Origin of the sequence: Chitinophaga lutea, assembly GCF_003813775.1 — a bacterium.
In the GTDB taxonomy this organism is placed as follows: domain Bacteria; phylum Bacteroidota; class Bacteroidia; order Chitinophagales; family Chitinophagaceae; genus Chitinophaga; species Chitinophaga lutea.
The window spans coordinates 690,274-713,697 of record NZ_RPDH01000002.1 but is presented as its reverse complement, the minus strand read 5'-3'; the positions used below and the strand labels follow the sequence as shown (position 1 = coordinate 713,697).

Below are 23,424 nucleotides of genomic sequence, written 5' to 3'. Positions count from 1 at the left end.
GCTGAAATTGTATTGGGGCAAATTAGTAGGAGGACTTGGGATGCGGCAGGATAAAATTAACACAGGAGAAGTACGAAGAAAGACAATTCCAGGAAGTAAATAGTATTTGACATGGGAGGATCAGAAAAAGCTATGTTAAAAGAGCTTGAGGTCATTGGTTACAAGTACCGTGACATAAACGAAATGTTCAAGCAAAAGATAATCTCGTCTGAAGCGGTTGCAATTATTTTGAAATGGCTTCCGTCCGTTTATGCAGACCATTTGGGAGCGGGAGATCAGTTAGTACGGTCCTTGATTGCTGCGGGAGAACCTTTTGACTCAACCCTTTTAATTGATCTAATCGAGAGACCGGAGTTTAATTTTTCTATTAAGGGTGGGATGGCTATCGTGTTATCATACGCGAAAACAAATGATATTTCCGATTGGCTCAGAGATCAACTCCTTAATAAGCCCTATGCTTTAGAACGAATAGGGCTTATTCCTGGCCTGGAAAAAAAGGTGGCTTTAAAACATCGCATGAGTTGATGGAATTTCTGCAATTGATCTTTGAGAAGTATCCGATGAATTGGATGTTTGATCTATATAAAAAGTACGCTAACGAGGAGGATATTGTTTTCTTGCAGAATAAATTAGAGGCGGTAGATAGTAAATTAAAGAAGGAGATCACGAAATTGATAGAAGCAATCCGAAAGAGAAAAAAAATATATAAGTTTCCGTAGAATAAAGGCCGCATAGAGCCCCTTGATTAGCTTGATTTAGATTTGCCCAGATAGAATTACAGCTGAGGGATTTTATCAAGTATGGGATGAAAGAAACTAAAGTAAAATGTCAGTTTTTTACCGAGGGGGGGGATATGTTTAATTATCCCGGACTTTTATCGTATGCACATGGTTGTAATTGTGCTGGGGTTATGGGCAAGGGATGGTACTCGATTAATTTAGGAATACAAGAGTCTTGGCGCTCAAAAGCTACTTTATTAGCAATAAATAAGGGCTCTTATACAATGCTTGAGATTGCTAATGGCCTAGGTATTATTGAAATAGGGGTGCTGAAAATTAATGCCGGATTAGGTAGGTCAGATTGGAGAGATATAAAGGAAACAAGCATTAATGTCTTTGGCTAATCAAGTCTTTGGGCCATAGTGCTTGAGAAGTCTTCGGAATTATGGAAGTAAGGAAATAAAGAAAATGACGGCTTGTCCTTCAAAGTTATTTAAGCTAAATGACTGGCGAATAACGCGTATTTCGTCGGAACAGAGCTCATGATTGATGATCACTTTTTTTGTTTAACATTATTAGGCAACGATAGCCCATACCAAAATGAAAAAGATATTCAGTTTTATCCCGTTTGTGCTGATTGCAATTCAATCAATGGCCCAACAAACAGAAACCTTGATTCTCTCTTCTCCGGATGCCGCCGCATTAAGTAAATACGGGAATGTTCCGGTTAGCCTGTATTCCGGAGTGCCGCAAATCAAAGTGCCTCCTTTTAATGGTGCCTGCCGCGATATCGTTATCCCGCTTGAGCTAAGCTATCATGGGGCGCACATTGAATGTCAGTCGGGCAACACCCTTAAATAAAAAAAATACTCGATAATAGTTAGTTATGTTGAGAAAAGTACTTACCTGTTTAGCACTCATTTCTGCTAATTTCTCGTTCGGCCAGGAGAAGCCAATTATCCCTCCAGCCCCTAATGCAGTTAACCTGGCATACAATACCGAAATATCGATGGGTCTCTATACCGGTACCCCGCAAATATCCATTCCTGTGTGGACGGTAAATGCCGGGGCATTGCAATTGCCCATCTCGCTCAGTTACACGTCTGGCGGCGTAAAGGTCGCCGATATGGCATCCTGGTGTGGATTGGGGTGGAATTTGAATGCCGGCGGCGTTGTGACAAGGTCTGTGCTGGGATTGCCGGATGAAACGCCAACATTTGGTTATATAGAATACAATGTACCTCCAATGACGAATGAGAATCAGCCGGCCTATGTAGCTATGGCAGATGGTGGAATTGATTCCCAGCAGGATCTGTTTTTCTTTAACATGCCTGGCGGTTCAGGCCGGTTTGTGTTCGATAAAACCGGGACGCCACAGTTAATTCCTAAAAAGAACTACAAGATCACCAAGGGGAGCATTGCCGGCTATCAGTTTTCGGAACCATCCGGCAATGCTTATTGTATTTCAGAATGGGAGATCGTGGATGATAAGGGCATCATTTACCGGTTTAAAGATTACGAGAAGACAGGAGCATCTTCCAGGAATATTGGCGGTTCTGCCGGTGGCTTTTCCAGCCGCAACATTAACAGCTGGTATCTTACGGAAATGGAAGCACCTACAGGAGAAAAGATAGTGTTTAATTATGCAACTGTCGACTTGTCCTACGATCTTGCACCGGGTAAAACATTCAATATTAGATTGAGTGGTACTTGTGATTATCCAGCTAATACCTCCATTCAACGACAATTTATTAACACAAAGAGGCTGACATCAATTGAGTTTCCGGACGGTAAAATAAGATTTGTCCCAACGGCGATGGGGCGGGCTGATTTCGTTGGCGATCATGCGCTGGATAAGATAATAATTGAGAACAAGCAGGGGCATATTAAGAAGCAGTTCAAGCTGGACTATAAATACCTGGTTGGCAACAGTCTGATGGATTATACGAGTATTAATCCTGCAGGTGAGAATAATTTTTTCGTTGCTTCAACACTCACGCCGTCTCCTTCCTTTAACCGGAGGTTGATGTTAATGAAATGTACAGAACAGGATGCGAACGGAGTTGCGTTAAATAATGGCCAGAGCTTTGACTACCACACTTCTATAGGACTGCCCAACAGGGCATCTGAATTTGCAGACCACTGGGGATTTGCCAACAAAGCAGATGAGCCTCTGTCTGAAGCACCGTATGTGTTAATCAATCCCAGCCAGATGGGAAGCCCGAGCCCGGAAGTATATATTGGCGGGAAGAATGTCGATTTTCAATATGCGAAAGAAGGAAGTCTTTATAAGATCAACCATTCTACCGGAGGATCTACCGAATATGAATTTGAATCAAACGATGCCGGCCCGAGTCCTTTTATTCCCCGTAAGGTTACTAAGAGCCCGGCAATCCATTCAGTCGGAATCAGCCATTATAATTATAATGTAGATGGCTGGTATGACCAGTATAATTACGTAATGAGACCAGATGGTAATGGAAATACGGTACGGAACTACTATGTAGAGTTTTCTGTCGCTACGAATAGCACAAGTACGGCGCAGGTGCAGCTTGCGGATATTCCTTATTACCCTTCCAGTGGCTTGAATTTCTATATTGAGAATGTTGTCAGTAATAGTGTATTATGGAGAGGGTATAGTGATGGGACCTATAACGTGAACCTCCCGGCAGGAGTTTACCGGCTCTATCATTGTCCGTCTTATGCTTTATTGAATAGCCCTCAGAATCCGGATCAGCAGAAGCAACATACTGCTACGATAACAGGCCTGTACGAAATTACATCGGAGGAAGGAACACAAGGCCAACCGCCTAAAGTGGGTGGGATCAGGGTGAAAAAGGAGAAACAATATGATCCGGTATCCCAACAGACATTATACAAAACATATAAATACGTGCTGGATGGCAGTTCGGGTCAATTGTTATCTGCACCTGTTTATAAGTATGAATTCGATGTCAAGGACAACAATAATTTGGGTAACCCTTGTAAGTATATTGGCGTGTCGTTTAATTCTGTGAACTCATTGAGTACTACACATAATTCATATGTCGGGTATCAGTTTGTTGAAGAACAGGCTGTTTCCGCTTCGGGAGAGCCCCTGGGGAAAACTGAATATTCATTCACGGGGCCCAATGAATCGCCGGATTTGCTTTTCCGGAATACGGGAGAGGCTTCCGGGTTTACTTATTACGATGCGGCTAATCCGCCGGCGGATCGCCGGGACTGGCTGCGGGGATTTTTAGTGCAGCGGCAGGATTATGAATATAAAAACCTGGCTTACACGCCCGTTCGGAAAATAGTGAACGTTTACAACAAGACGTTGGCACCGGCCAGTAACGGCATACAAGTGAATGTTCAAACCAGGAACCTTAGCAATGGTTTACATGATCTTACTGTGATACAATACAGTCATTACTCCGGAACCATCTTCCTGGAGCAGACCGAAGAAACGCTTTATAATGGTAGTGCCAGTATAAAAACCACCACCACAATAGAGAACAGTGTCAAAAGTCTCTTGCCAGTCAGCAAAACCTTTGCGAAAAGCGATGGCTCCCTGTCAAAGGAACAGTATACATACCCGAAGGAGTATGCCGCAGGGAATGCCGCTATTGACAATCTGGTGAACAGGAATATCGTTTCAGTGCCAATTGAAACGGTAAAATTAAAAGTACAGCCGGCAGGAAGTGTTTCCATAACAGGGGGTACTTTAACCAATTATTATCCTACAGGTGGAGGCAAGATCCAGTCAGTTAGCCTGCTGGAGACCAATACCGCCATCCCCCTTTCGTCCTTTAAGTTTTCGAATGCGCCTTCCGGTCAATTGCCCACATCGCTGAATGCTTCCGTCTTTGCCGCAGATACACGTTATCAGCCCAGCGCACTATTTAATAGCTATGATGCGAATGGTAACGTTACTGAAATGCAGAAAGTCAATCATCCCAAGGAGGTATATTTATGGGGGTATAATGGAGTATATCCTGTTGCTAAAGTTATCGGAAGTGATTATACAACAGTGTCCGGTATTATTAATCAAAGTATTTTGGATAATGCGAACGGCCAGTACAACGACCAGCAAATCCGGGATGAGTTAAATAAGATACGCACCTGGTTTAGCGGCAATCAGCATGTAAGTGTAACTACCTATACTTATTCTCCATTGCTTGGAATGACGAGTCAGTCGGATGCCAATAACCGCACTACCTACTATGAGTATGACAGCTTTGGGAGGTTGATACTGGTGCGGGATCAGAATAATATGATTCTGAAAAAGATCTGTTACAACTATGCTGGTCAGCCGGGGAACTGTTTGCCTTGATCCTGCGTTGTGAAGCTATAAGAACGAAAAGTAATTTCACTATTACAGGGTTTTTAGTAAAGCTTGAATTGCATTGAAAAGTCAACCATGGCCTGCCGGTTTCTTAGTTTATTTTCTCTCCTCTTAGGAGGATGCGCGATAAGTTGTAGAGAATATGGCGATACTATTTTTCGCCATAAGCATTGTGATTTCATAATAACGGAAAAATTTAGATCTGAAGGGCGGTATATCAATCTTGCCGGAGTTAGCGCGGCAAATCGATCGGACACATTTATGGAAATTGGGTACTATGACCTGTATGACAGTGCAATGATTGGGGATCGCCTTGTTAAGGACTCGGGGAAAACTGAGGTTATATTGATCAGGGTGGATTCTTTTAAAATTGCATTTCAGTATACTTGCGATGGAAAGCTGATCGAGTGATTTGTAAAGCGGCCTACCGTTTGCAACGAGATTGAATGTAGATTCTGCAAGGAATTAGTGGAGTATGCATTCCTGTTAAAAGATTAACCTGATATTATGGGTATTCATTTTTATAGATCAAGAACGAAAGAAGGTTCTTTGTTTCACTTATCTACAGCCACTTATGAGCTTATTGAACCTGCTGTCGACCTTTTGGAAAGGAAGACCGGCCTAAGCCTGGACTTGTTGGGGATACTAAATTAACGGATAATAACGCGACAATGCTGCTTGACTTGTTGAATGAGTGTGTATATTCAAATAGAATTGAACCGAATAAGTCAGTGAAAGAATTTATGGCCTTTTTAGAAAAGGTTGTTCTTGAGAAGATGGCTGTAGATGCGATTGGGGATTAGTTTTGTTACGATGTCAAAGCATGTTGACGGTGTAATTTAAGGACATGACAGGACGAGGCTGGAAATGCCGTTGCCGGGTTAATGATCTGCACAAATGGCGCGAAATGCTCATTGAGCATCTATCACCTGCATTACATTAGCTTATAGGGAATTGAGAAAGACGGGCTGACGATGCTGGTTACCGGAGCCGGTATCGCTTGATCAATTTCCTTTGCAGTTCCCCCAGCGCTTTATCGGACAGTGCCCTGTCAAACAAAATAAACCTCGCGATTTCCCCTGTGAACGATTCCACGCCTGGATGTTCGATGGCGTCCCGTTCCTGCCCGATGGCCATCCTGGACGCATCGGAGCCGGGATTGACGGGGAATTTCCCGGTGGCTGCCGGCGTGAGCATGCCGCCGATATAGAGGCGAATGGCGACCGTATCGGTTCCGGCGTCCATCCTTCCGGCCAGCAGGTAGTACCGGCCGGTATCCAGCCTTTGGGCAGTCACGATATAGGGATTATTCTCATCCCAACGCCCGAAGGTGCGGCCGTTCCGGCTGCCCGCCCAGAACGCGTTGTCGTCCGACAGGCCCGCCCAGAGGCCTTCATAATGCCCGCCGTTTTTCAGGTTCCCGAAAAAGGAATGCACGTCTTTCAGCTCGCCGTATTGCCGGCCGGGTTTGATGACGCACAGCCAGGTGTAGCCGCTGCCCCTGATAAGGTGGTCGAACGCATCCTCGTGGTGGGCCACCAGTTCCTGCTTGTGGAATACGATGGTGTGATGGCCGTTCAGGGCGGCCACGTTTTTTACCAGCAGCGGCCTGCCGGCTCCTTTTTCTTTCCGGCCTTTGTCCTGCTTTATAAATTCCCGCACGGGGGCAAAGGGCGCACTGTTGCCCCATTTCTCCACGCGCCCCGCATCGTCGGCCGTTATCAGCCGGTCTGCATCGAGGTCAACGAGCGGCGCAACGGTAGTGTCTGTTCCCGGCGTTCCGGCAAGGCTATAGGTGGATGCCAGGAGCAATACCGCCAATCCTGTTATTCTGAGCATATGAAGCGGGTGGTTTGATATCCTTAAACTTAAACATATTGGGGCGTATTTTCAAACGCCCGAGGGGCCTGGGAGGAGTAAGGAATCCGGGGCTGTTCCGAAGCCTCCTGCTAAAATTGCTCCGCTCATGCAGCAAACCAAAGCACCCTCCCAGGAAAAAACATCGAAAAATAAAAACATTTACATGTTTCGATGTATTTCCCTACCTTTGTTCCCGTTATAATGCCATCACATGGATAACAGGAAAATTGAAAAAATATCAAAAGCGCTGAGCGATACGAACAGGATTAACATCCTGCGGAAATTCAAGAAGCGCAAAGACTGTCTGTACTGCTCGGAAGTAACTGAAATGCTGAACAACCTTACGCAGCCTTCCGTTTCGCACCACCTGAAACAGCTGGTGGACGCCGATCTCCTGATTTCGGAAAAAGAAGGACGGGAAACCAAATACACCTTGAATGAGAAGGTCCTGAACGATTATCTCAAGTTCCTCGAAACTTTGATGGACTAAGCACCACACCGGATGGCCGGCCGATTCCGGCTCTAAATAATTGATACATTTAAATATTCAAATCTATTGAACGATGAAAACTTGGATTTACGCATTGGCTTTCGGAGCATTCGGCATTATCACAACCGAATTCGGCGTTATCGGTATTCTGCCCGTGCTGGCAAATGAGTTTAATGTTTCCGTTGATACCGCAGGGTGGCTGCTGAGTGCGTTCGCATTAACGGTGGCGGTATCCTCGCCCTTCATCACCGCCTTCACGGCCCGCATCAACCGTAAGCTGCTGATGTGCCTGGTGTTGGGCGTATTTGTACTGTCCAATCTGCTGTCTGCTTTTTCGCCCAACTTTACAATGCTGATGATCGCACGGGTGCTGCCCGCATTCCTGCATCCCCTGTTCTGGAACATCTCGCTGGCGATAGCGTTCAAGGAAGGGGGCGCAAAGGCGGTGTCTACGGTCATGACGGGGCTCAGCATCGCTACGGTACTGGGAGTTCCCATTACCACCTACGCGGCGGATTTCTTCGGGAACTGGCAGGCCTCGTTTTTCCTGTCGAGCGCCATCAGTCTGATTGCCTTCCTGGGATTGTTTTTCTTCGTTCCCTCCCTGCCTGCCGAAAAGGGGGGCGCATCGCAGAACCATTCCTACGTGCTGAAGAACCCGCAATTGTGGCTCAATCTCGTTTCAACCATCCTCACGCTGGCGGCCATGTTCTCCAGCTACGGGTACCTGGCGGCTTTTCTTGAAAACATCACCCGCATGAACGGCGCCCAGATCAGCATCATGCTGCTGTTGTTCGGCGGCATGGGTATTTTGGGTAACTGGATTGCGGGCATTGCACTGAGCAGAAATGTAATGCTTTCCTCCAGGTTTTTCTTTGTCCTGCTGATCGGCGTACAGCTGCTGGCGTATTTCTTCGGGGCCATTTTTGTTCCGATGATCATTGTGCTGTCACTATGGGGACTGATACACACCGGTGGTTTCCTGGTGCCCAATATCCGTACCACCGGTTCCGTTCCGCACAGCGCACTGGAATTTGTAAACAGTCTTCTGACTTCCAGCTATAACATCGGCATATCGCTGGGCGCTACATTGGGCGGCTTTGTAATAGCCCGCTACGGTGTGCACCATGTGGTTTGGATGAGTATAGCATTGCTTGCGGTAACATGGGCGATCAGCTTTGTGTCACTGGAGAAGAAAGAGCCGGTGGAAGCAACTGCAGGGGAGAAAATAGAGCCCCTGGTGATGGCGGAATGATGGCCAATCCCCGGTCATCAAAAGCGAGGCGGCCACTGATAAAAGAAACGAGAAGGGCGACTGTGAACATCCGGTATTTATCCAAAGGGGTTGATCGGGTACAATCCGCGGGGATGCCGGCGGGCGTTCCGCAGAGGGAAGCCGCAAGAAAGCCAGCAGGAACAGACATGCCATATCGAGGAAAATATGTTCCATGCGTGAATGTCAGCAGGGCGCTCACAGAGGGAAGCCGCAAGGATGCCAACAGGAATAAACAAGCCACACCAAGGAAGATATGTTCCGCGCGGGAATGTCGGCAGGTGTTCAACAAAGGGAATCTTCAAGCAAGCCGGCAGGAACAAACAAGCCACACCGCGGCGGATGTGTGCCGTGCGTGGATGTTTCCAGGTGTTTCATACAGGGAACCCCGAAGGAACACTAAAGGAACACACAGGGAACAACGGGGGAATAATACGGGTTAGGTGGACTTGCTGCGGAGATGGTGTGGAAAGGGGCTGGAGATGACGTTAAATTGAGGGCGGCCCGGTTTATCGGCGCGGTGGCGGTAAAATGAGGCGTCGGTGAACGAGATTTTTAGCGGGGAAGTGAGGCTGTAACAGCAAAACAGAGGTGGTCAGGCGCATTTTTGATACCGGTGGACATAGCGGGATGACCGGCAGGGGTGGCGGAGGGGGATAGCCGGCATGCTGTAACGACGATGGATGCGCTGTCTATTCCCGTTGCGGCGAATGAATGATCAGGCCAGGCACGTAAGGCACCAACGCCTCATCACGCCGCATGCTTTCAGAATGCCGGGTATGATGCCCAGCGTGCGGCGTTGCGAGAGGCGGCAATACGGCGATCACTTCGGCAGCGGTGTACTTCCTGTTCTGCAGCAGGTGGATGCGCCCGTTTTCCATCACCAGGGAGGTCACCTCCAGCATCACGCAGCAGAGGGCGTCAGGCGCCGCGGGTACCACGAGGGTGAAGGCTTCCGACGGCTTGCGTACCGGCAGCAATACCGGTTCCGATTGCGCGCCGGTGGCGGATGTGAAATGTTTGCCTACGGATACCGCCACCGCTTTGATACACACGTGTGTGGCCCTCGGGTTGCCTTTCACCCTGTCCATGGGGGGAACGGTCACTTCGATGGAACCGTCGGCCCTGCGTGTAACGTCGGGCGTAACCGGGAGCAGGTTCTCCAGCGAGGCATGCGGGTTGAAACTGAAACCTTTCAGCGTCTGGAAATGCCGGGGGATGAAGCGTTTGGTGCGATGGAGATCGTCCGCCCGCAATACGGCCAGCAGGGTTTTGTTCAGCTGGTTCACCGTGGCGCTTTCGCGGCCGGAGTCCATCAGGCCCTGCAGGGCATGCCGCATCGCCGCGCCCAGTCTGCTGGCCTTCCCGAACTGGCGGCCGCTGATTTTACTGCGGGGGCTCTGGCGCACCTGTTCCGGCATGGAACGCAGGTGGTATTTGTCGCCCACCCGGTAGCCGATAACGTTGCCCAGCCGCCCCGTGAAATTGATAATACCTGTTTGTGTTGCCATAATAATGACGTTTTCCGGAAGTTAACTCAAATTCAATACCAGTTCCGCGAGAGGGATTAGACAATTGCGCATACCGGCAGGGCGGGATTTGAAGATTGTCGAATGTCACTTCGATCCGGGTTAGCGGATGACGAAGGGGCACAGTCGCTTTTTTGAATGTTTTCTAAAAATGAAGGAGGATAGCGTTTTTTGTAAACCCGGGAACTATGGCATAGTTAGTGTATATTTCACATCATGATGCACGAGCAGCGCATGCGCGCGGAACTGGAAATATGGCGATACAAAATGCAGAAGCGCCCGTCGATCACCGACCGGCTCTCCAAAGCCGTGCAGGGCCGCATCAACCGCATCATCCCGGATAAAGTGCACAGTGCCGTAACGGCTACGATCAAACAGATGGTGCGGGGCGTGCTGTACGGCTCGCAATACACGGTGCCGAAAAAGCCTGAATTCGCTTCCCTTTTCGACCTGGAGGAAGCGGTGCTCCGGCGCATCGATTTTTACCGTAAAACGGCGGCGGCGGAAGGCGGCATCACAGGCGCGGGCGGGATTCTCCTGGGCCTCGCGGATTTTCCCATCCTGCTGGGCATGAAACTGAAGCTCCTGTTCGATATCGCCACCTATTACGGCTTCGATGTGAAAGATTACAAAGAGCGCATTTACATCCTCCATATTTTCCAGCTGGCCTTCAGCAGCCAGCAGCACCGGCGCAAGGTGTTCGAACAGATCGACGGCTGGGAAGAAAAGAGCAAACTGCTGCCGGACGATATCCATGCGTTCGACTGGCAGAGCTTCCAGATCGAGTACCGCGACCATATCGACCTCGCCAAGATCGGCCAGTTGCTGCCCATCGTGGGCGCGGCCGTCGGGCTGGTGGTGAACTACCGCCTCGTGACGCGACTGGGCGATACGGCCATGAACGCCTACCGCATGCGGATTCTGGACTGAAAAACGTAATTTTGCGGCCGTAGAAAACGTACAGCATGAACGGCAGAACCAGAAGCGATATTTACCCGGGCCTCGAAGTGGCCATCATTCTCAAAAAAGACCAGCGCAGCGGGAAACTTACCTACGGCGTTGTGAAAGATATTCTCACCTCGGCGCCGTATCACTCACGCGGCATCAAAGTAAGGCTGGAAGACGGCCAGATCGGCCGCGTGGCGCAGATCGAAGGGTAATGAAAAACGCCCTCCATGCGGAAGGCGTTTGTATTATTTTAGCCGGAAGGGCATCTTCATCGGAGTATCATGTACCGCATCTGTTCGTCCCCGTTAACCAGAGGTGTCTTTTCATCGGAGTACCATGCTACCGAATTTGGTCGTCTCAGTCAACCTGAGACTTTTTTATTCAAAACATGCATGCCACCATATCTGCCGTCTTCGTTAACCTGAAGTATCTTTTCATCGAAGCGCATCTGATCATGTCTGTCAGCCTGTGGTATTCTTATTCAAAGCCTGCATCCTACCGCACCTGCCCGTCTCCATACACCACCCATTTCTCCGTCACCAGTTTTTCCAGCGCAAAGGGGCCGCGCGCATGCAGTTTTTGCGTGGAGATGCCGATTTCCGCACCGAGGCCGAACACGCCGCCGTCGGTGAAACGGGTGGAGGCATTCACATATACGGCCGCGGCATCCACTTCGTTGAGGAAACGTTCGCTGGCCACGGCGTTGTTCGATACGATGGCTTCGGAATGTTTGGAAGAATATACGCGGATATGTTCGAGCGCCTCATCCAATCCGCCTACTACTTTCACGGAACATTTAAAATCCAGGAACTCGCGCCCGAAATCTTCGGCGCTGGCCTTTTGCAGCTGCGGGTAGGCCGCCTGCTGCAGGATATCGTACGCTTCCCCGTCGGCGAATATCTCCACGTTGTAAGCCGCCAGCGAGGGGGCCAGCAGTGGCAGGAATTTACCGGCCACGGCACGGTCCACCAGCACGGTGTCGAGCGCGTTGCAGACGGACGGGCGGGACACTTTGGCGTTGGTAACGATCTGCCCGGCTTTTTCGAGATCGGCGGTCTGTTCCACATACGTGTGGCATACGCCCGCCCCGGTTTCGATCACCGGCACCCGCGATTGTGCGCGTACATAGTCGATCAGCTGCTGTGAGCCGCGGGGGATGAGAATGTCGATGTACTTCACCGCCGTCAGCAGCTCACCTACGTGGGCGCGGTCTACCGGCAGCAGCTGCACGGCCGCGGGGTCCACACCGGCGCCGAGCAGGGCCTGTTTGATGAGCGCCACCAGGCACGTATTGGTGTAAAAGGCATCTGTGCCGCCGCGCAGTACGCAGGCGTTGCCGGAGCGGAGGCAGAGGGCGGCCACGTCCACCGTTACGTTGGGGCGCGATTCGTAGATGACGCCCACCACGCCCAGGGGCACGGTGAGTTTGCGCACCAGCAGGCCGTTGTCGAGTTTTTTTTCAGACAGCACCTGGTTGGCGGGGTCGGGGAGGGCGGCAATGTCGCGGAGGCTTTCCGCCAGGCCGCGGATACGGTCGGCATTTAGCAGCAGCCGGTCTTTTTTGGGATCGGCGTCCGGCATCTGGTCCAGGTCCTTTTTGTTTTCCCGGATGATGTCATTGGCGTTTTCCTCCAGGCTGGCGGCCAGCGTATGCAGCAGGGCCTGTTTTTCAGCGTCCGGGAGGGCTTTTATGGAGCGGCTGGCGAGCTGTGCGGCTTCCAGCAGCGGTACGATTGATTCCATGTGCTTCAGTTATAACAGTACGATTTCATCGGCGTGCGCCACTTCGAGTTTTTTTGCGCGGTCGGGCCCGCTGAGCATATCAGACGATACTTTGGCGCGGCCTACGGCGATCACCTGGCCGTTTTCATCTGCAATTTCCACCACTTCACCGCGCTCGAATTTCTCCTGCACGGCGGTAACGCCAACTGCCAGGAGGCTGTGGCGTTTGAGCAGGGCCTGCTGCGCGCCGGCGTCCACAAGCACGCGGCCGGTTACGAGGCTGCCGCTGGCGAGCCATTTTTTGCGGGCGGGCATGCTGCAGGGCTGCGGCAGGCACAAGGTACCGGTTTTGCCCGCTACGGCCAGCGGAATACCGTCCGGCGTGCTGATCCCGAATATCACCACCTTGATGCCCATCCGGGTGGCCAGGCGGGCGAACGTGAGCTTCGATACCATGCCGCCCAGGCCGAGCGACGATTTCTTTTTATCCGCCAGGCCCAGTGCGGCCTCGTCGATCACATCGATCTGCGGTACGATCTTCCCATCTTTATCCAGCACACCGGCTACGGAAGTGCTGAAAAGCAGGAGGGAAGCGCCGAAACCCACGGCAATGAGAGTGGCCAGTTCGTCGTTGTCCGAAAACTTCAGCTCCAGGTCGCTCACCACGTCGTTTTCATTGGCGATGGGGATGATGCCGGAAGCCCAGAGTTCCTCGTAGGTTTTTTTCAGCTGGAGGAACTGGTTGCGGTTCGAAAAGTGGGTGCGCTCGCAGAGGCTTTGCGCAATGGGAATGCCGTATTGGGCGAAATAATGCGAATAACGGTTGAGCAGTACCGGGTTGCCGATGGCGGCGGCGGCCTTGCGCTCGCTGATGGTGCCGTTGTAGGCTTTCAGGTGTTTTTTGCCGGCGGCTACGGCCCCGCTCGAAACGAGCACTACGTTATAGTCGTGGTGGACGGCGGCTACCTGCGCCGCGATGGCCGAGATCACATTTTCGTCCAGCTCCCCGTTCGGCTGCGTGATAGACGCCGTGCCGAACTTGATTACAAGAATGGGTTTGTTCATTTGGGCCTAAAAATATAAAATTGGCTTTGCATTTTCCGCATGGCGGCCAATTCCGGACGGGAACTGTCCGTTTCCGGACAAAAGCGGCCTTCCCGGATTTACGGTCCCCTTGCCTGTAGCGGGTTCCGGGAAATGGCAGCCTTCTTGTAATGCAACAGCTTAAAATATCGCGCGCCATGTTGACGAACTACCTGAAAATAGCCTGGAGGAACCTCCGCAAGAACAAGGTCTTTTCCCTGGTGAATATTGCCGGGCTCACCCTGAGCATGATCTGTTCCATGCTGATTTTCCTCTGGATCATGGACGAGCGCAGCTATGATGATTTCCTTCCCGGGGCCGACCGGGCGTACCGCCTCGTGCAACACCAGGACCTCGAAAACGGCTCGTACTTCAAATCTTCCGCCTCGCCCGCGCCGATGCCGGCCTACCTGAAGGAAAACTTCAGCGGTATCGAGGAATTCACCCGCGTGCGGCCGGATGGTTCGAAGCATATGTTTTCGTACGAAGAAGTGAAGTTATATGAAAACGCCACCTACGTGGATTCCACCTTTTTCAGCGTGTTCCCTTTCCCCATGGTGGCGGGTAATGCGGCCACGGCGCTGAACGAGCCCAATTCGGTGGTGCTGACCAAAACTACCGCGGAAAAATACTTCGGGAAGGAAGACCCTGTCGGCAAAACGCTGCTGTACGACGGGCGGGAGGCTTACAAGGTCACCGGCGTGCTGGCCGACCTGCCTTCCAATACCCACTTCAAATTCAATATCCTGTTGCCTTTCCGGAACCTGTACATCAAAAACTGGGGAATGGACTGGGGCAATAATTTTTATTACGGCTACTTCAGGCTGGCGCCGAATGCCGATGTGGCGGGGCTTTCCGCGCGCATCGGGGAATACGCCAAAAAGAACGACGACATCGCGGACATCTTTTTCCTGCAGGCCGTGAAAGACATTCACCTGCATTCCGCCCTCGACATAGACCTTTACGGCAGCTCCACGGAAAGGGCGCCATACGTGCGCGTTTTCTGGATAGTGGGCATCCTGATCGTTTTTATCGCCTGCATCAACTTCATGAACCTGTCTACCGCCCGATCCGAAAAGCGGGCCAAGGAAATCGGGCTGCGCAAAACCATCGGCGCCAACCGCGGCAGCATCGTGGGCCAGCTGCTCATGGAATCCGTGCTGTTCGCGTTGCTGGCGTATGTACTGGCTTTATGCGCGCTGTACCTGATACTGCCTTCGTTCAACAGGGTGGTGGATAAGCAGCTGGTACTGGGGCCCCAGCAATGGCCCATCCTGCTGGCATTCCTCGGCGGGGCGGTGGCCATCGGCCTGCTGGCGGGCAGTTACCCCGCACTGGTGCTGAGCAGCTTCCAGCCCATCAGGGTGCTGAAGGGCACCTTCAATCCCGCCAAAGGCGGCGCTTATTTCCGGCGCACGCTGGTGGTGGTGCAGTTCGCGGTGACGGTGATACTGATACTCGGCACACTGGTCGTGTACCAGCAGTTCCGGTATTTTATGAACAAGAACCTGGGTTACGCGAAAGACCAGCTCGTTTATATGCCGCGCCAGGGAGACATCAGCAAACATGCCAACGCTTTCAGGCAGGAACTGATGCAGCACCCGGGCATTGCGGGCGTCACCACCTCGTCGGACATACCGACGTACACCGTGCATAACTGGGGCGGCATGAGCTGGGAGGGTGCGCCGAAAGACAACAACGTCCAGCTCTACTGCTACACCACCGGTTTCGATTTCGTGGAAACGATGGGCTTCACCGTGAAGGAAGGGCGCAGTTTTTCCGTGCAGCACCCGGCAGACAGTTTCAATTACATGCTGAACGAAGCCGCGGTGAAACTGATCGGGCTGAAAGACCCGGTGGGCAAGCAGTTTTCCGTATGGGACAACAAGGGCACCATTATCGGGGTGCTGAAGGACTTTAATTTCAAATCGCTGCACCAGCGCATCGAACCGCTGGTGATACGGATCAATCCCAATTGGGACAACTATTATTTCGTGCGCCTGAAAGGCGGCGATACCGAAGCTTCGCTCAAACTGATAGAACGCACCTGGAACAAATACAACCCCGGTTACCCGTTCGCCTATCATTTCGTGAACAACGATTACGCCAACCTGTATGAATCCGAAAAAAGGATGGGCGTGATCTTCAACTGGTTCAGCGCCTTTGCGCTCTTTATCGCGTGCCTGGGGCTGTTCGGGCTCGTATCGTTCCTCGCGGAAAAGAAAAGCCGGGAGATCGGTATCCGCAAGGTGCACGGCGCGTCGGTGGCCAACATCCTCCTGCTGCTCTCGAGCGAATATATGCGTTTGCTGCTGCTGGCCTTCTGCATCAGCCTGCCGCTGGGCAGTTACCTGCTGCGGAACTGGCTCAGCGGGTTCGCTTTTCACGTGGGCATGACCTGGTGGCTCTATGTGCTGCCGGGCGCGGCGGTGATGCTGGTGGCGCTTTTAACGGTGAGCGGGCAGGTGCTGAAGGCCGCCCGGCAAAACCCGGTCAAAAGCCTGAAGGCAGACTAAAGATTTTTTCGGATGGATCGTTATACCGGGCCGCCTTGCAGAAGGCGGCCCTTTTTGCAAGTGGTCTGGCGGGCAGGATATCGCCGTATTGTATGGCCGTTACCGGGAAAAAACGTATATTTAACTGGTTGTTAATTTATTACCACGGCCCCGGAGAGTTGGTAAATTTCCCGGAAAAGCCTTAATTTTGAGTTATCATGACGATCAGGCCACTTGATAAAAGCTTTAAAGTTAAAAACAGGACGCTCGTACCGGTCAACCGGAAGAAGGGCGTTGCTGTGGAGATTAACGGCAGAAAGTACCGCATTTTCAACCCTGCCGCCGTTGAGTCGCTTCGCGCCACTATCAAATGGCCCTGATATATCTTCCCCTTCTTTACCCATAATTCTTATTTGATTTGACGCCCGGTGCATATTTCCATTCCCTGCACATCAACAAAGTGTGCTGCTTCGGGAAAAACTCCCTGTTGCGGCTGAGCGACGGGAAGGGAAACTGGAAACAATGGACCGTTATCCTGGGCGACAACGGCACCGGTAAAACCACGCTGCTGCAATTGCTGGCCGCCTTTGAAATGACGGCCGACGAGCTGCAGAACCAGTCCGGCTATTCGCCGGTGGGCATGCCGCAGAAAGATTTCGTATCGTCGAAATTCCGGGAAACCGCCACGCTGGTGACCGCCCGCTTCCTGTTCAATCACAACGCGTATGTGCAGGACGATGCCGTGATGCTGATGAAAGGTTTTGTGCAGATGGGCATGAGCTGGCACGACGACCCTTGCTACAAAACCATCAGATGTTTCGGTTACGGCGCCAGCCGCATGATAGGCCAGGCCGCCCTTTCTGAAACGATCCCCGGCAACGCCGATTCCCTGTTCAACGAATACGTACAGCTGGTCAATGCCGAAGAGTGGCTGCTGCAGCTCGATTATGCCGCCAGCCGCCCCTCGGAGATACAGGCCGTCAGCGCCGTGCGCCGCGAAAAGGTGCGGCAGATCCTGATCAGCCTGCTGCCCGATGTGGAAGACATCCGCTTCACCGAACCGACACTCGAAAAGCTGCTGCCGGGCGTTGAATTTTTAACCCATACGGGCTGGGTGACGCTGCACCAGCTGAGCCTGGGATACCGCTGCATGGTGGCCTGGATGGCGGATTTCGCCTTCCGCATGTTCGAACGCTACCCGGATTCGCCCAACCCGCTGGAAGAGCCGGCCATCGTGCTCATCGATGAAATAGACCTCCACCTGCACCCCAAATGGCAGCGGAGCATTTTCGACTTCCTCGGCAAAACATTCCCCGCCACCCAGTTCATCGTCACCGCGCATTCACCGCTGATCGTACAGTCGGCCCCCTATAACGCCAACCTCGTGCTGCTGAAAAAACAGGGCAACGAGGTGGTGATCGACCAGAATACAGACAACGTGCGCAACTGGCGCATCGACCAGATACTCTCCAGCGAATTGTTCGAACTGCCTGCCCGCAACCAGGAGGTGGAAGACAAGCTGGAAAGAAGAAGGCAGCTGATCGGGCAAAAAAAACTGACCGACACCGAGCAGCAGGAGCTGGACCACCTCAACGCATTCGCGGAAAGCCTGCCGTATGCCGAATCGGAGCTCGACATCAGGGCCCGCAACATCGTGAGGGAAGCCGCCGCCATCCTGCAGGCCAGGCAGGCAAAAAAATGATCCTATGATCCGTATTTCGAAAGCTTTGTTCCCCGTTCCCGACACCCTGCAAACCGCCGGCCTTACCGAAAAGCAGGCGATGGAAGCCGCGTACGACGAAGGCTGCCGCAGTTTCACCTTCCGGAAAAATATTTATGCGGACGCTGAAGTGAAACAGACGCTTATCAGCATCCAGCATTACAAATGCTGCTTCTGCGAATCCAAGATCGGTCATATCGACGACGGGGATGTGGAGCACTTCCGGCCGAAAGCCGCTTCGCGGCAGGCCGCCGGCGCGCCTTTCATACAGCCCGGTTATTACTGGCTGGCTTATCACTGGGATAACCTGTTCCTGGCCTGCACCAAGTGCAACCAGCGGCATAAGGGCAACCTGTTCCCCCTGCAAACGCCCGGTAGCAGGGCCTTGTCGCATCTGCACGATGTAGCAGGGGAAGACCCGCTGTTCATCCATCCCGAGCACGATGACCCGGCGCAGCACCTGACGTTCGATCATGAAAACATCGTACCCGCCGGCAACAGCGAGCGGGGAAGGGCCACCATCGAAGGTTTGCGGCTCGACAGAACAGAACTCACCCAGCACCGCGCGGAGATGCTCAGCGTAGTGAAGGCGTTGTACGATGTAGTGGCGTTATTCCCGGAAGAAGAACCGGTTTTGCGGGAAGAAGCTTTACGGATATTGCGGCTGCAGCAGCTCGATCATACGGCCGGCAAACACCAGTATGCCGGTATGTTCCGCGCCTGGTTCCGGCGCCATCCCGTGCCTCAGGCCGGCAGCGGCAACTGAATATAGAAGGTGGTGCCCAGCCCCGGGGTGCTTTCCGCGCGGATGCTGCCGTTGTGGTTTTCCACGATCTTTTTGCACAGCGCAAGGCCCACGCCCGTGCCGTTGTATTTTCCCCTGTTGTTGAGGCGGTTGAAAATGTGGAAGATCTTGTCCGCATACACCTGCTCAAACCCGATCCCGTTATCCCTGAACTGTATCAGCGCCTGACCGTTGTTCGTATGGGCCTGTACGTTAATAACGGGCGGCCCCTCGCAGAACTTCAGCGAGTTGCTGAGCAGGTTGCGGAACAGTTGTTTCATTTGCGCCGGGATGCCGTGAATGGTCGGCAGCGCATCGTGGTGCACCTTCGCTTTTTTCTGTTCTGTCATCAGGTCGAATTCCGACAGCACTTCCCTGAACAGCCCGTCGAGCTCTACCGGTACATGTTCTTCGTGGAGCGACGAGAGGCGGGAGTAGTGCAGCACGTCTTTGATGAGGCTCGTCATCTGCAGGGCAGACGTCCGCACCTTGCCGAGGTAGCGCAACTGTTCCCCGGACATGCCGTTGGGGTTGTCCTGGATCATTTCCGAAAAGGTGAGGATTTTCCGCAGCGGCTCCTGGAGGTCGTGGCTGGCGATGTAGGCGAACTGTTCCAGGTCGTGATTGGACTTTTCCAGCCGTTTGTTCAGTTGCACCAGCTCATGCGTGCGTTCCTGGAGGATTTCTTCCAGCATGTACCGGAACTGATCGTCGCGCTCCCGTATTATTTTTTCCGCTTCCCGCTGGATAGTGACGTCCCGCGCGATTTTGGACGCGCCTATGATCTTGCCCGCCGAATTGAAAATGGGGGAGATGGTGACTGAAATATCACGCAGTTCCCCGTATTTGGTGAGGCGTTTCGTTTCGAAGTGATCCACGCGCTTGCCCTGCTTCAGTTGCGCGAGGATATTGGGCTCTTCGTTGTGCCGGTCCGGGGGAATGATGCGGGTAATGTGCTGCCCGATCATTTCGGCGGCGGTATATCCGAAAATGCGTTCCGCGCTGGTGTTCCAGCTGATCACGATACCGTCGAGCGTTTTGCTGATAATGGCGTCGTCCGACGAATTGACGATGGCCGCCAGGTAGGCGCTTTGTTCCTCGGCGTTTTTATGGTCGGTTACGTCGATCAGCAGGTTGGTAGCGCCGTTGAAATGCCCCTTGCCGTCGAAAGTGGGTTGCGGAAACGGTTTCACGAAACGGCGGGTGCCGTCGGGTTTCTCCACAATGATTTCAGCGCCGGAGACCGCCTTTCTGTCGCGGAGGGTAACCGCCATGGGGCATTCCTCCAGTGGCATGGGCGTGCCGTCCGTATGAAAGATTTTCCAGGAACCGCACCAGCGGTCTACCCCGATCACGGGCTCTCGGCCCCACAAACGCGCGGCGGCGCTATTGTAAAAAGTAATGACGCCATCGGCATCGCAGAAATAAATGGCGGCAGGCAGCGTCTTCACCAGTTGCTGGTAAAGGCTATCGCTGTCGGTGATGGATTCCCTGATAGCTTTGATCGATCGGCTGATGTCTTCTGGAGTAGCGTTCGTGTCTATCGGAAACTGTTCAGGCATAACATGGTTTTAGTGCACAGCGGCGGCAAGCGCATAATGGATTTCCCGTCGGCACTAAAGTAACGAAAAAAGGGTTATCACCACTGTAGCCCGATCTGGAAATTTAACTTAACAACAGTAGTGTAACCGCCGTCCAGAACAGCAATGGGCGCGATGCCTCCGCAAAGGCCCCAATGCCCGTGCCGCCCGAAGCCCCGCTGCATGCCGTAACTGAGGAGCAGGCCCGCGTCCGGATAGATGGGCGGCAGGTATTCGAGGTAGTTGCCGAATTTGCTTTGCGCCGCTTTGACGAACGGTTCCACGGAGAAAAAGTTACCCGAAAAACGGTCGATGGACTTGCCTCGCTCCAGCCGCCGGTTGACGTTGTAATACCAGCGCAGCTCCGCGGAAGGCGCGTAGGCGACGCTGCCGGTGGTGCCCAGTGCGGAGGAGAAGCCGAACAGTGTCAGCGCCTCGGCTTTGGCGACCAGCGAGAACTGGCTGCCCAGCCGGTTTTCCAGCTGCACGTTCAGCGCCGGAACGATTGGGACTCCTAACTGAATACGGAATGTTCTTTTCGGGAAGGTCTGGGCGCGGAGAGAGGATGCCGCCACACTGCAAAGCAGCAGTACAAGGAAAGGGACACGTTGCATGGGCCGCAAATTAATACAGGGGAATGATATGTTCATATTCCCATATCTGAAATGTTGTTTCCGGTACCCGGAATGCCGGACGTGCCCGCCCCGGATTAATTGCTAAAGTCAATTAAAATAGTTGACAAAATCAACTATTTATTATCTTTACGGCAAATCCGGTATATGACCAACGAATCGCAGCTGATCGCCAACATCCGCCAGTTCAACCGTTTTTACACGATGCAGCTGGGCCTGTTGCAGCAGCATATTTTCGACAGTGAGTTTTCGCTCACGGAAGTAAGGGTGCTGTACGAAATCAACTTCAACCAGCAGACCACGGCCACGGGCATACGCGAAGCCCTCAACATCGACGCGGGTTACCTGAGCCGCCTGTTGCGGAACTTCGAGAAGAAGGGGCTCGTCATCAAACATCCCCTGCCGGAAGACGGCCGTTCGAATTACCTGCAGCTCACGGCGCGCGGCAAAAAGATCATGACAACGTTCAATGAATTGTCTGACGGGCAGATCAGCCGCATGCTGGAAGACCTCGACCCGGAGCAGCGCTGTAAAATAGCGCATGCCATGAGCACGGTGCGGCACCTGCTCAAGGCTCCGGGCAGCGCGCTGAGCCTGGCCGACGTTCATATCCGGCACGGCCTGCAGCCGGGGGACGTGGGCGAGATCATCAGCCTCCATGGCCGGTTGTATGCGGCGGAATATAATTACGACCTGCGGTTCGAGCAATACGTTACGCAAACGCTGCATGAATTCCTGCCCACGTACGACCCGGTGAAAGACCGGGTATGGCTGGCGTCGTGTTTCGGGGAACTCGTGGGCATGATCGCCATCATCCACAAGGGCCGGGGCCGGGCGCAATTGCGCTGGTTCCTGATCAAACCCGAATGCAGGGGCATTGGCCTGGGCCGCGCCCTGATGAAAGAGGCGATGGATTTCTGCCGGCAGCAGCGGTTCAGGGAAGTGTACCTGCTCACCACCAACCAGCAGCAAACGGCCGCCGGTATTTACCTGAAGGCGGGTTTCGTGAAAACGGGCTCGGAACCGGTGCACCTCTGGGGGCAGGATCTGTACGAAGAACGGTACGAACTGAAGCTGGCTACAGGTAACTGAGCCACCAGTGTTTGTGCGTCTGCTTATACTGCGAGTACCATTTGCAGGGCCGGTACAATACCGCCACCACGGCGATCCAGATCAGGTACGCCGCCCAGAGCGGGTAGCCGAAATCCTGCGGCCTGAACAGGAAGGGCACATTGGGATCCACGATCTCGTGCGTGCCGCGCCCGCTGATAAAAAAGGCCGCCACGCAGAGCAGGTGAATGAGATAAAAATGAAGGATATAATAGAAGAACGGCACGCTGCCGTATACTTTCGCGATTTCGGTGACGCGGTTGCGCACATGCTCCAGGGCCGCCAGCATCAATAACCCCGGGCCGATGGTGGCGCAGGAATAGAGCAGCGACGGCGGGTATTTCTCCACGTCCATGAATGAATAGAACGAGCCTGCCCAGGGCTGCGGGTCACCATAGATATTCCATCCCCGCAGGACCCCGAACAGCACGAGCATCCCCAGGCCTGTGCCCACCAGCACTTTGCGCCGCTGCGCTGGCGCCACGTCTGCCTGGAGCAACCTGCCCAAGCCGTAACCCATCAGCATAATGCCCACCCATGGCAGAAAGGGGTAGAATACGATCACCCCGTGCCCGCCGAACAGCGGATAATAGGTGTACCGCGTCTGGTGCGCGAATTCCCAGAGCACGCCAGGCTTGAAATCCGGTTGCGCCTGTGTATAGTCGAGCAGGTTATGTCCGCAGGTGATGAGGATGCCGATCGCCAGCACCGCCTGCCAGGGCAGGAACACGAGCAATGCCAGGAAGAGGAAACTGACGCCGATGGCCCATATCACCTGGAGGATCATCAGGTTCAGGTGGGGGTTGAACGTGAGCCCGAACGAGACGATGGTGACTTCCATGACGATCAGCCAGAGGCCCCGCGTGAACAGGAAACGGCTGATCTCCGCCGTGCTTTTGCGCTGGTGCATCAGGCGTACGGAAAGGCCCGAAAGCAGTACGAACAACGGGGCGCAGAAGTGGGTGATCCAGCGGGTGAAGTACAGGGCTGGCGTGGTGGTGGCCGGGTTGAGGGGATCTTCCGTCATCGCGGGCTGGTGAAAAAAATCACGGACGTGATCTAACGCCATGATGATCATGATGAGGCCTCTTAACACATCCACACTATACACACGCGCACGGGCCAGTGGGGCTGTTGCCGGCATATGGAACT

The 23,424-nt window shown here is 52.9% G+C and carries 20 protein-coding genes; 12 read left to right on the top strand and 8 right to left on the bottom strand.

What is annotated here, in order from left to right:
• Positions 1 to 111 precede the first annotated feature (111 nt).
• From EGT74_RS15195 to EGT74_RS15180, 4 genes are all read left to right on the top strand, one after another.
• On the top strand, positions 112 to 525 hold the full coding sequence (locus EGT74_RS15195; RefSeq protein ID WP_123847436.1) for a hypothetical protein: 414 nt from the start codon (positions 112 to 114) through the stop codon (positions 523 to 525).
• Positions 526 to 805: 280 nt separating this feature from the next.
• A complete protein-coding gene (locus EGT74_RS15190; protein WP_123847435.1) occupies positions 806 to 1,123 on the top strand; it encodes a macro domain-containing protein in 318 nt (105 codons plus the stop codon).
• Positions 1,124 to 1,319: 196 nt separating this feature from the next.
• Positions 1,320 to 1,580 carry a hypothetical protein gene (locus EGT74_RS15185; protein ID WP_123847434.1) on the top strand — a complete coding sequence of 87 codons (261 nt, stop codon included), beginning with the start codon at positions 1,320 to 1,322 and terminating at the stop codon, positions 1,578 to 1,580.
• A gap of 25 nt (positions 1,581 to 1,605) precedes the next feature.
• Positions 1,606 to 5,034 (top strand): RHS repeat domain-containing protein, encoded by a 3,429-nt coding sequence (locus tag EGT74_RS15180; protein WP_123847433.1) that lies wholly within the window; start codon positions 1,606 to 1,608, stop codon positions 5,032 to 5,034.
• A 993-nt stretch (positions 5,035 to 6,027) separates the two neighbouring features.
• On the opposite strand, the gene EGT74_RS15175 is transcribed toward EGT74_RS15180, so the two are convergent.
• Entirely contained in the window at positions 6,028 to 6,885 is an 858-nt protein-coding gene (locus EGT74_RS15175; protein ID WP_123847432.1) for a LamG-like jellyroll fold domain-containing protein, read from the bottom strand.
• Positions 6,886 to 7,117: 232 nt separating this feature from the next.
• Between EGT74_RS15175 and EGT74_RS15170 the strand changes: the two genes are divergently transcribed.
• Together EGT74_RS15170 and EGT74_RS15165 are read left to right on the top strand one after the other, a co-directional pair.
• Complete coding sequence (locus EGT74_RS15170; protein ID WP_123847431.1) at positions 7,118 to 7,396, top strand: ArsR/SmtB family transcription factor; 279 nt, start codon at positions 7,118 to 7,120, stop codon at positions 7,394 to 7,396.
• Between the two features lie 73 nt (positions 7,397 to 7,469).
• Positions 7,470 to 8,651, top strand: a complete 1,182-nt coding sequence (locus EGT74_RS15165; RefSeq protein WP_123847430.1) for an MFS transporter — start codon at positions 7,470 to 7,472, stop codon at positions 8,649 to 8,651.
• A gap of 710 nt (positions 8,652 to 9,361) precedes the next feature.
• Here EGT74_RS15165 and EGT74_RS15160 read toward each other — a convergent pair.
• Entirely contained in the window at positions 9,362 to 10,180 is an 819-nt protein-coding gene (locus EGT74_RS15160; protein WP_123847429.1) for a hypothetical protein, read from the bottom strand.
• Between the two features lie 234 nt (positions 10,181 to 10,414).
• On the opposite strand from EGT74_RS15160, the gene EGT74_RS15155 reads away from it, so the two are divergent.
• Entirely contained in the window at positions 10,415 to 11,128 is a 714-nt protein-coding gene (locus EGT74_RS15155) for an EcsC family protein (RefSeq protein ID WP_246008224.1), read from the top strand.
• A gap of 35 nt (positions 11,129 to 11,163) precedes the next feature.
• Entirely contained in the window at positions 11,164 to 11,358 is a 195-nt protein-coding gene (locus EGT74_RS15150) for a YwbE family protein (protein ID WP_123847427.1), read from the top strand.
• A 283-nt stretch (positions 11,359 to 11,641) separates the two neighbouring features.
• On the opposite strand, the gene EGT74_RS15145 is transcribed toward EGT74_RS15150, so the two are convergent.
• On the bottom strand, positions 11,642 to 12,889 hold the full coding sequence (locus EGT74_RS15145; protein WP_123847426.1) for a glutamate-5-semialdehyde dehydrogenase: 1,248 nt from the start codon (positions 12,887 to 12,889) through the stop codon (positions 11,642 to 11,644).
• A 9-nt stretch (positions 12,890 to 12,898) separates the two neighbouring features.
• Positions 12,899 to 13,933 (bottom strand): glutamate 5-kinase, encoded by a 1,035-nt coding sequence (proB, locus tag EGT74_RS15140; protein ID WP_123847425.1) that lies wholly within the window; start codon positions 13,931 to 13,933, stop codon positions 12,899 to 12,901.
• Positions 13,934 to 14,109: 176 nt separating this feature from the next.
• Here proB and EGT74_RS15135 point away from each other — a divergent pair, with 176 nt between their 5' ends.
• The gene (locus tag EGT74_RS15135) at positions 14,110 to 16,467 is read left to right on the top strand and encodes an ABC transporter permease (protein ID WP_158618171.1); all 2,358 of its coding nucleotides are present in this window, start codon (positions 14,110 to 14,112) and stop codon (positions 16,465 to 16,467) included.
• A 131-nt stretch (positions 16,468 to 16,598) separates the two neighbouring features.
• Here EGT74_RS15135 and EGT74_RS15130 read toward each other — a convergent pair whose 3' ends face one another.
• Positions 16,599 to 16,850: a hypothetical protein gene (locus EGT74_RS15130; protein WP_123847423.1), complete on the bottom strand. Its 252-nt coding sequence runs from the start codon at positions 16,848 to 16,850 to the stop codon at positions 16,599 to 16,601.
• Positions 16,851 to 16,864: 14 nt separating this feature from the next.
• Between EGT74_RS15130 and EGT74_RS15125 the strand changes: the two genes are divergently transcribed.
• On the top strand, positions 16,865 to 18,148 hold the full coding sequence (locus tag EGT74_RS15125; protein WP_123847422.1) for an AAA family ATPase: 1,284 nt from the start codon (positions 16,865 to 16,867) through the stop codon (positions 18,146 to 18,148).
• 4 nt (positions 18,149 to 18,152) lie between these two features.
• Positions 18,153 to 18,932, top strand: coding sequence for an HNH endonuclease family protein (locus tag EGT74_RS15120; protein WP_123847421.1), 780 nt, complete (start codon positions 18,153 to 18,155; stop codon positions 18,930 to 18,932).
• Here the strand turns inward: EGT74_RS15120 and EGT74_RS15115 are convergent.
• Complete coding sequence (locus EGT74_RS15115) at positions 18,911 to 20,512, bottom strand: PAS domain-containing sensor histidine kinase (protein ID WP_123847420.1); 1,602 nt, start codon at positions 20,510 to 20,512, stop codon at positions 18,911 to 18,913. The two genes, EGT74_RS15120 and EGT74_RS15115, sit on opposite strands and share 22 nt — an antisense overlap.
• Before the next feature lie 77 nt (positions 20,513 to 20,589).
• Entirely contained in the window at positions 20,590 to 21,144 is a 555-nt protein-coding gene (locus EGT74_RS15110; protein ID WP_123847419.1) for a hypothetical protein, read from the bottom strand.
• Between the two features lie 165 nt (positions 21,145 to 21,309).
• Between EGT74_RS15110 and EGT74_RS15105 the strand changes: the two genes are divergently transcribed.
• Complete coding sequence (locus tag EGT74_RS15105) at positions 21,310 to 22,254, top strand: bifunctional helix-turn-helix transcriptional regulator/GNAT family N-acetyltransferase (RefSeq protein ID WP_123847418.1); 945 nt, start codon at positions 21,310 to 21,312, stop codon at positions 22,252 to 22,254.
• Here EGT74_RS15105 and EGT74_RS15100 read toward each other — a convergent pair.
• Positions 22,241 to 23,416, bottom strand: coding sequence for a DUF1624 domain-containing protein (locus tag EGT74_RS15100; RefSeq protein WP_123847417.1), 1,176 nt, complete (start codon positions 23,414 to 23,416; stop codon positions 22,241 to 22,243). The two genes, EGT74_RS15105 and EGT74_RS15100, sit on opposite strands and share 14 nt — an antisense overlap.
• Positions 23,417 to 23,424 lie beyond the last annotated feature (8 nt).

What these genes read in the sequence shown, in the direction of transcription:
- EGT74_RS15110 (WP_123847419.1), bottom strand. Translation starts at nt 21,144, where the DNA reads ATGCAACGTGTCCCTTTCCTTGTACTGCTGCTTTGCAGTGTGGCGGCA.
- EGT74_RS15170 (WP_123847431.1), top strand. Translation starts at nt 7,118, where the DNA reads ATGGATAACAGGAAAATTGAAAAAATATCAAAAGCGCTGAGCGATACG.
- EGT74_RS15135 (WP_158618171.1), top strand. Translation starts at nt 14,110, where the DNA reads ATGTTGACGAACTACCTGAAAATAGCCTGGAGGAACCTCCGCAAGAAC.
- EGT74_RS15165 (WP_123847430.1), top strand. Translation starts at nt 7,470, where the DNA reads ATGAAAACTTGGATTTACGCATTGGCTTTCGGAGCATTCGGCATTATC.
- proB (WP_123847425.1), bottom strand. Translation starts at nt 13,933, where the DNA reads ATGAACAAACCCATTCTTGTAATCAAGTTCGGCACGGCGTCTATCACG.
- EGT74_RS15185 (WP_123847434.1), top strand. Translation starts at nt 1,320, where the DNA reads ATGAAAAAGATATTCAGTTTTATCCCGTTTGTGCTGATTGCAATTCAA.
- EGT74_RS15130 (WP_123847423.1), bottom strand. Translation starts at nt 16,850, where the DNA reads ATGGGTAAAGAAGGGGAAGATATATCAGGGCCATTTGATAGTGGCGCG.
- EGT74_RS15155 (WP_246008224.1), top strand. Translation starts at nt 10,415, where the DNA reads ATGATGCACGAGCAGCGCATGCGCGCGGAACTGGAAATATGGCGATAC.
- EGT74_RS15145 (WP_123847426.1), bottom strand. Translation starts at nt 12,889, where the DNA reads ATGGAATCAATCGTACCGCTGCTGGAAGCCGCACAGCTCGCCAGCCGC.
- EGT74_RS15175 (WP_123847432.1), bottom strand. Translation starts at nt 6,885, where the DNA reads ATGCTCAGAATAACAGGATTGGCGGTATTGCTCCTGGCATCCACCTAT.
- EGT74_RS15195 (WP_123847436.1), top strand. Translation starts at nt 112, where the DNA reads ATGGGAGGATCAGAAAAAGCTATGTTAAAAGAGCTTGAGGTCATTGGT.
- EGT74_RS15150 (WP_123847427.1), top strand. Translation starts at nt 11,164, where the DNA reads ATGAACGGCAGAACCAGAAGCGATATTTACCCGGGCCTCGAAGTGGCC.
- EGT74_RS15100 (WP_123847417.1), bottom strand. Translation starts at nt 23,416, where the DNA reads ATGCCGGCAACAGCCCCACTGGCCCGTGCGCGTGTGTATAGTGTGGAT.
- EGT74_RS15115 (WP_123847420.1), bottom strand. Translation starts at nt 20,512, where the DNA reads ATGCCTGAACAGTTTCCGATAGACACGAACGCTACTCCAGAAGACATC.
- EGT74_RS15180 (WP_123847433.1), top strand. Translation starts at nt 1,606, where the DNA reads ATGTTGAGAAAAGTACTTACCTGTTTAGCACTCATTTCTGCTAATTTC.
- EGT74_RS15105 (WP_123847418.1), top strand. Translation starts at nt 21,310, where the DNA reads ATGACCAACGAATCGCAGCTGATCGCCAACATCCGCCAGTTCAACCGT.
- EGT74_RS15160 (WP_123847429.1), bottom strand. Translation starts at nt 10,180, where the DNA reads ATGGCAACACAAACAGGTATTATCAATTTCACGGGGCGGCTGGGCAAC.
- EGT74_RS15120 (WP_123847421.1), top strand. Translation starts at nt 18,153, where the DNA reads ATGATCCGTATTTCGAAAGCTTTGTTCCCCGTTCCCGACACCCTGCAA.
- EGT74_RS15190 (WP_123847435.1), top strand. Translation starts at nt 806, where the DNA reads ATGAAAGAAACTAAAGTAAAATGTCAGTTTTTTACCGAGGGGGGGGAT.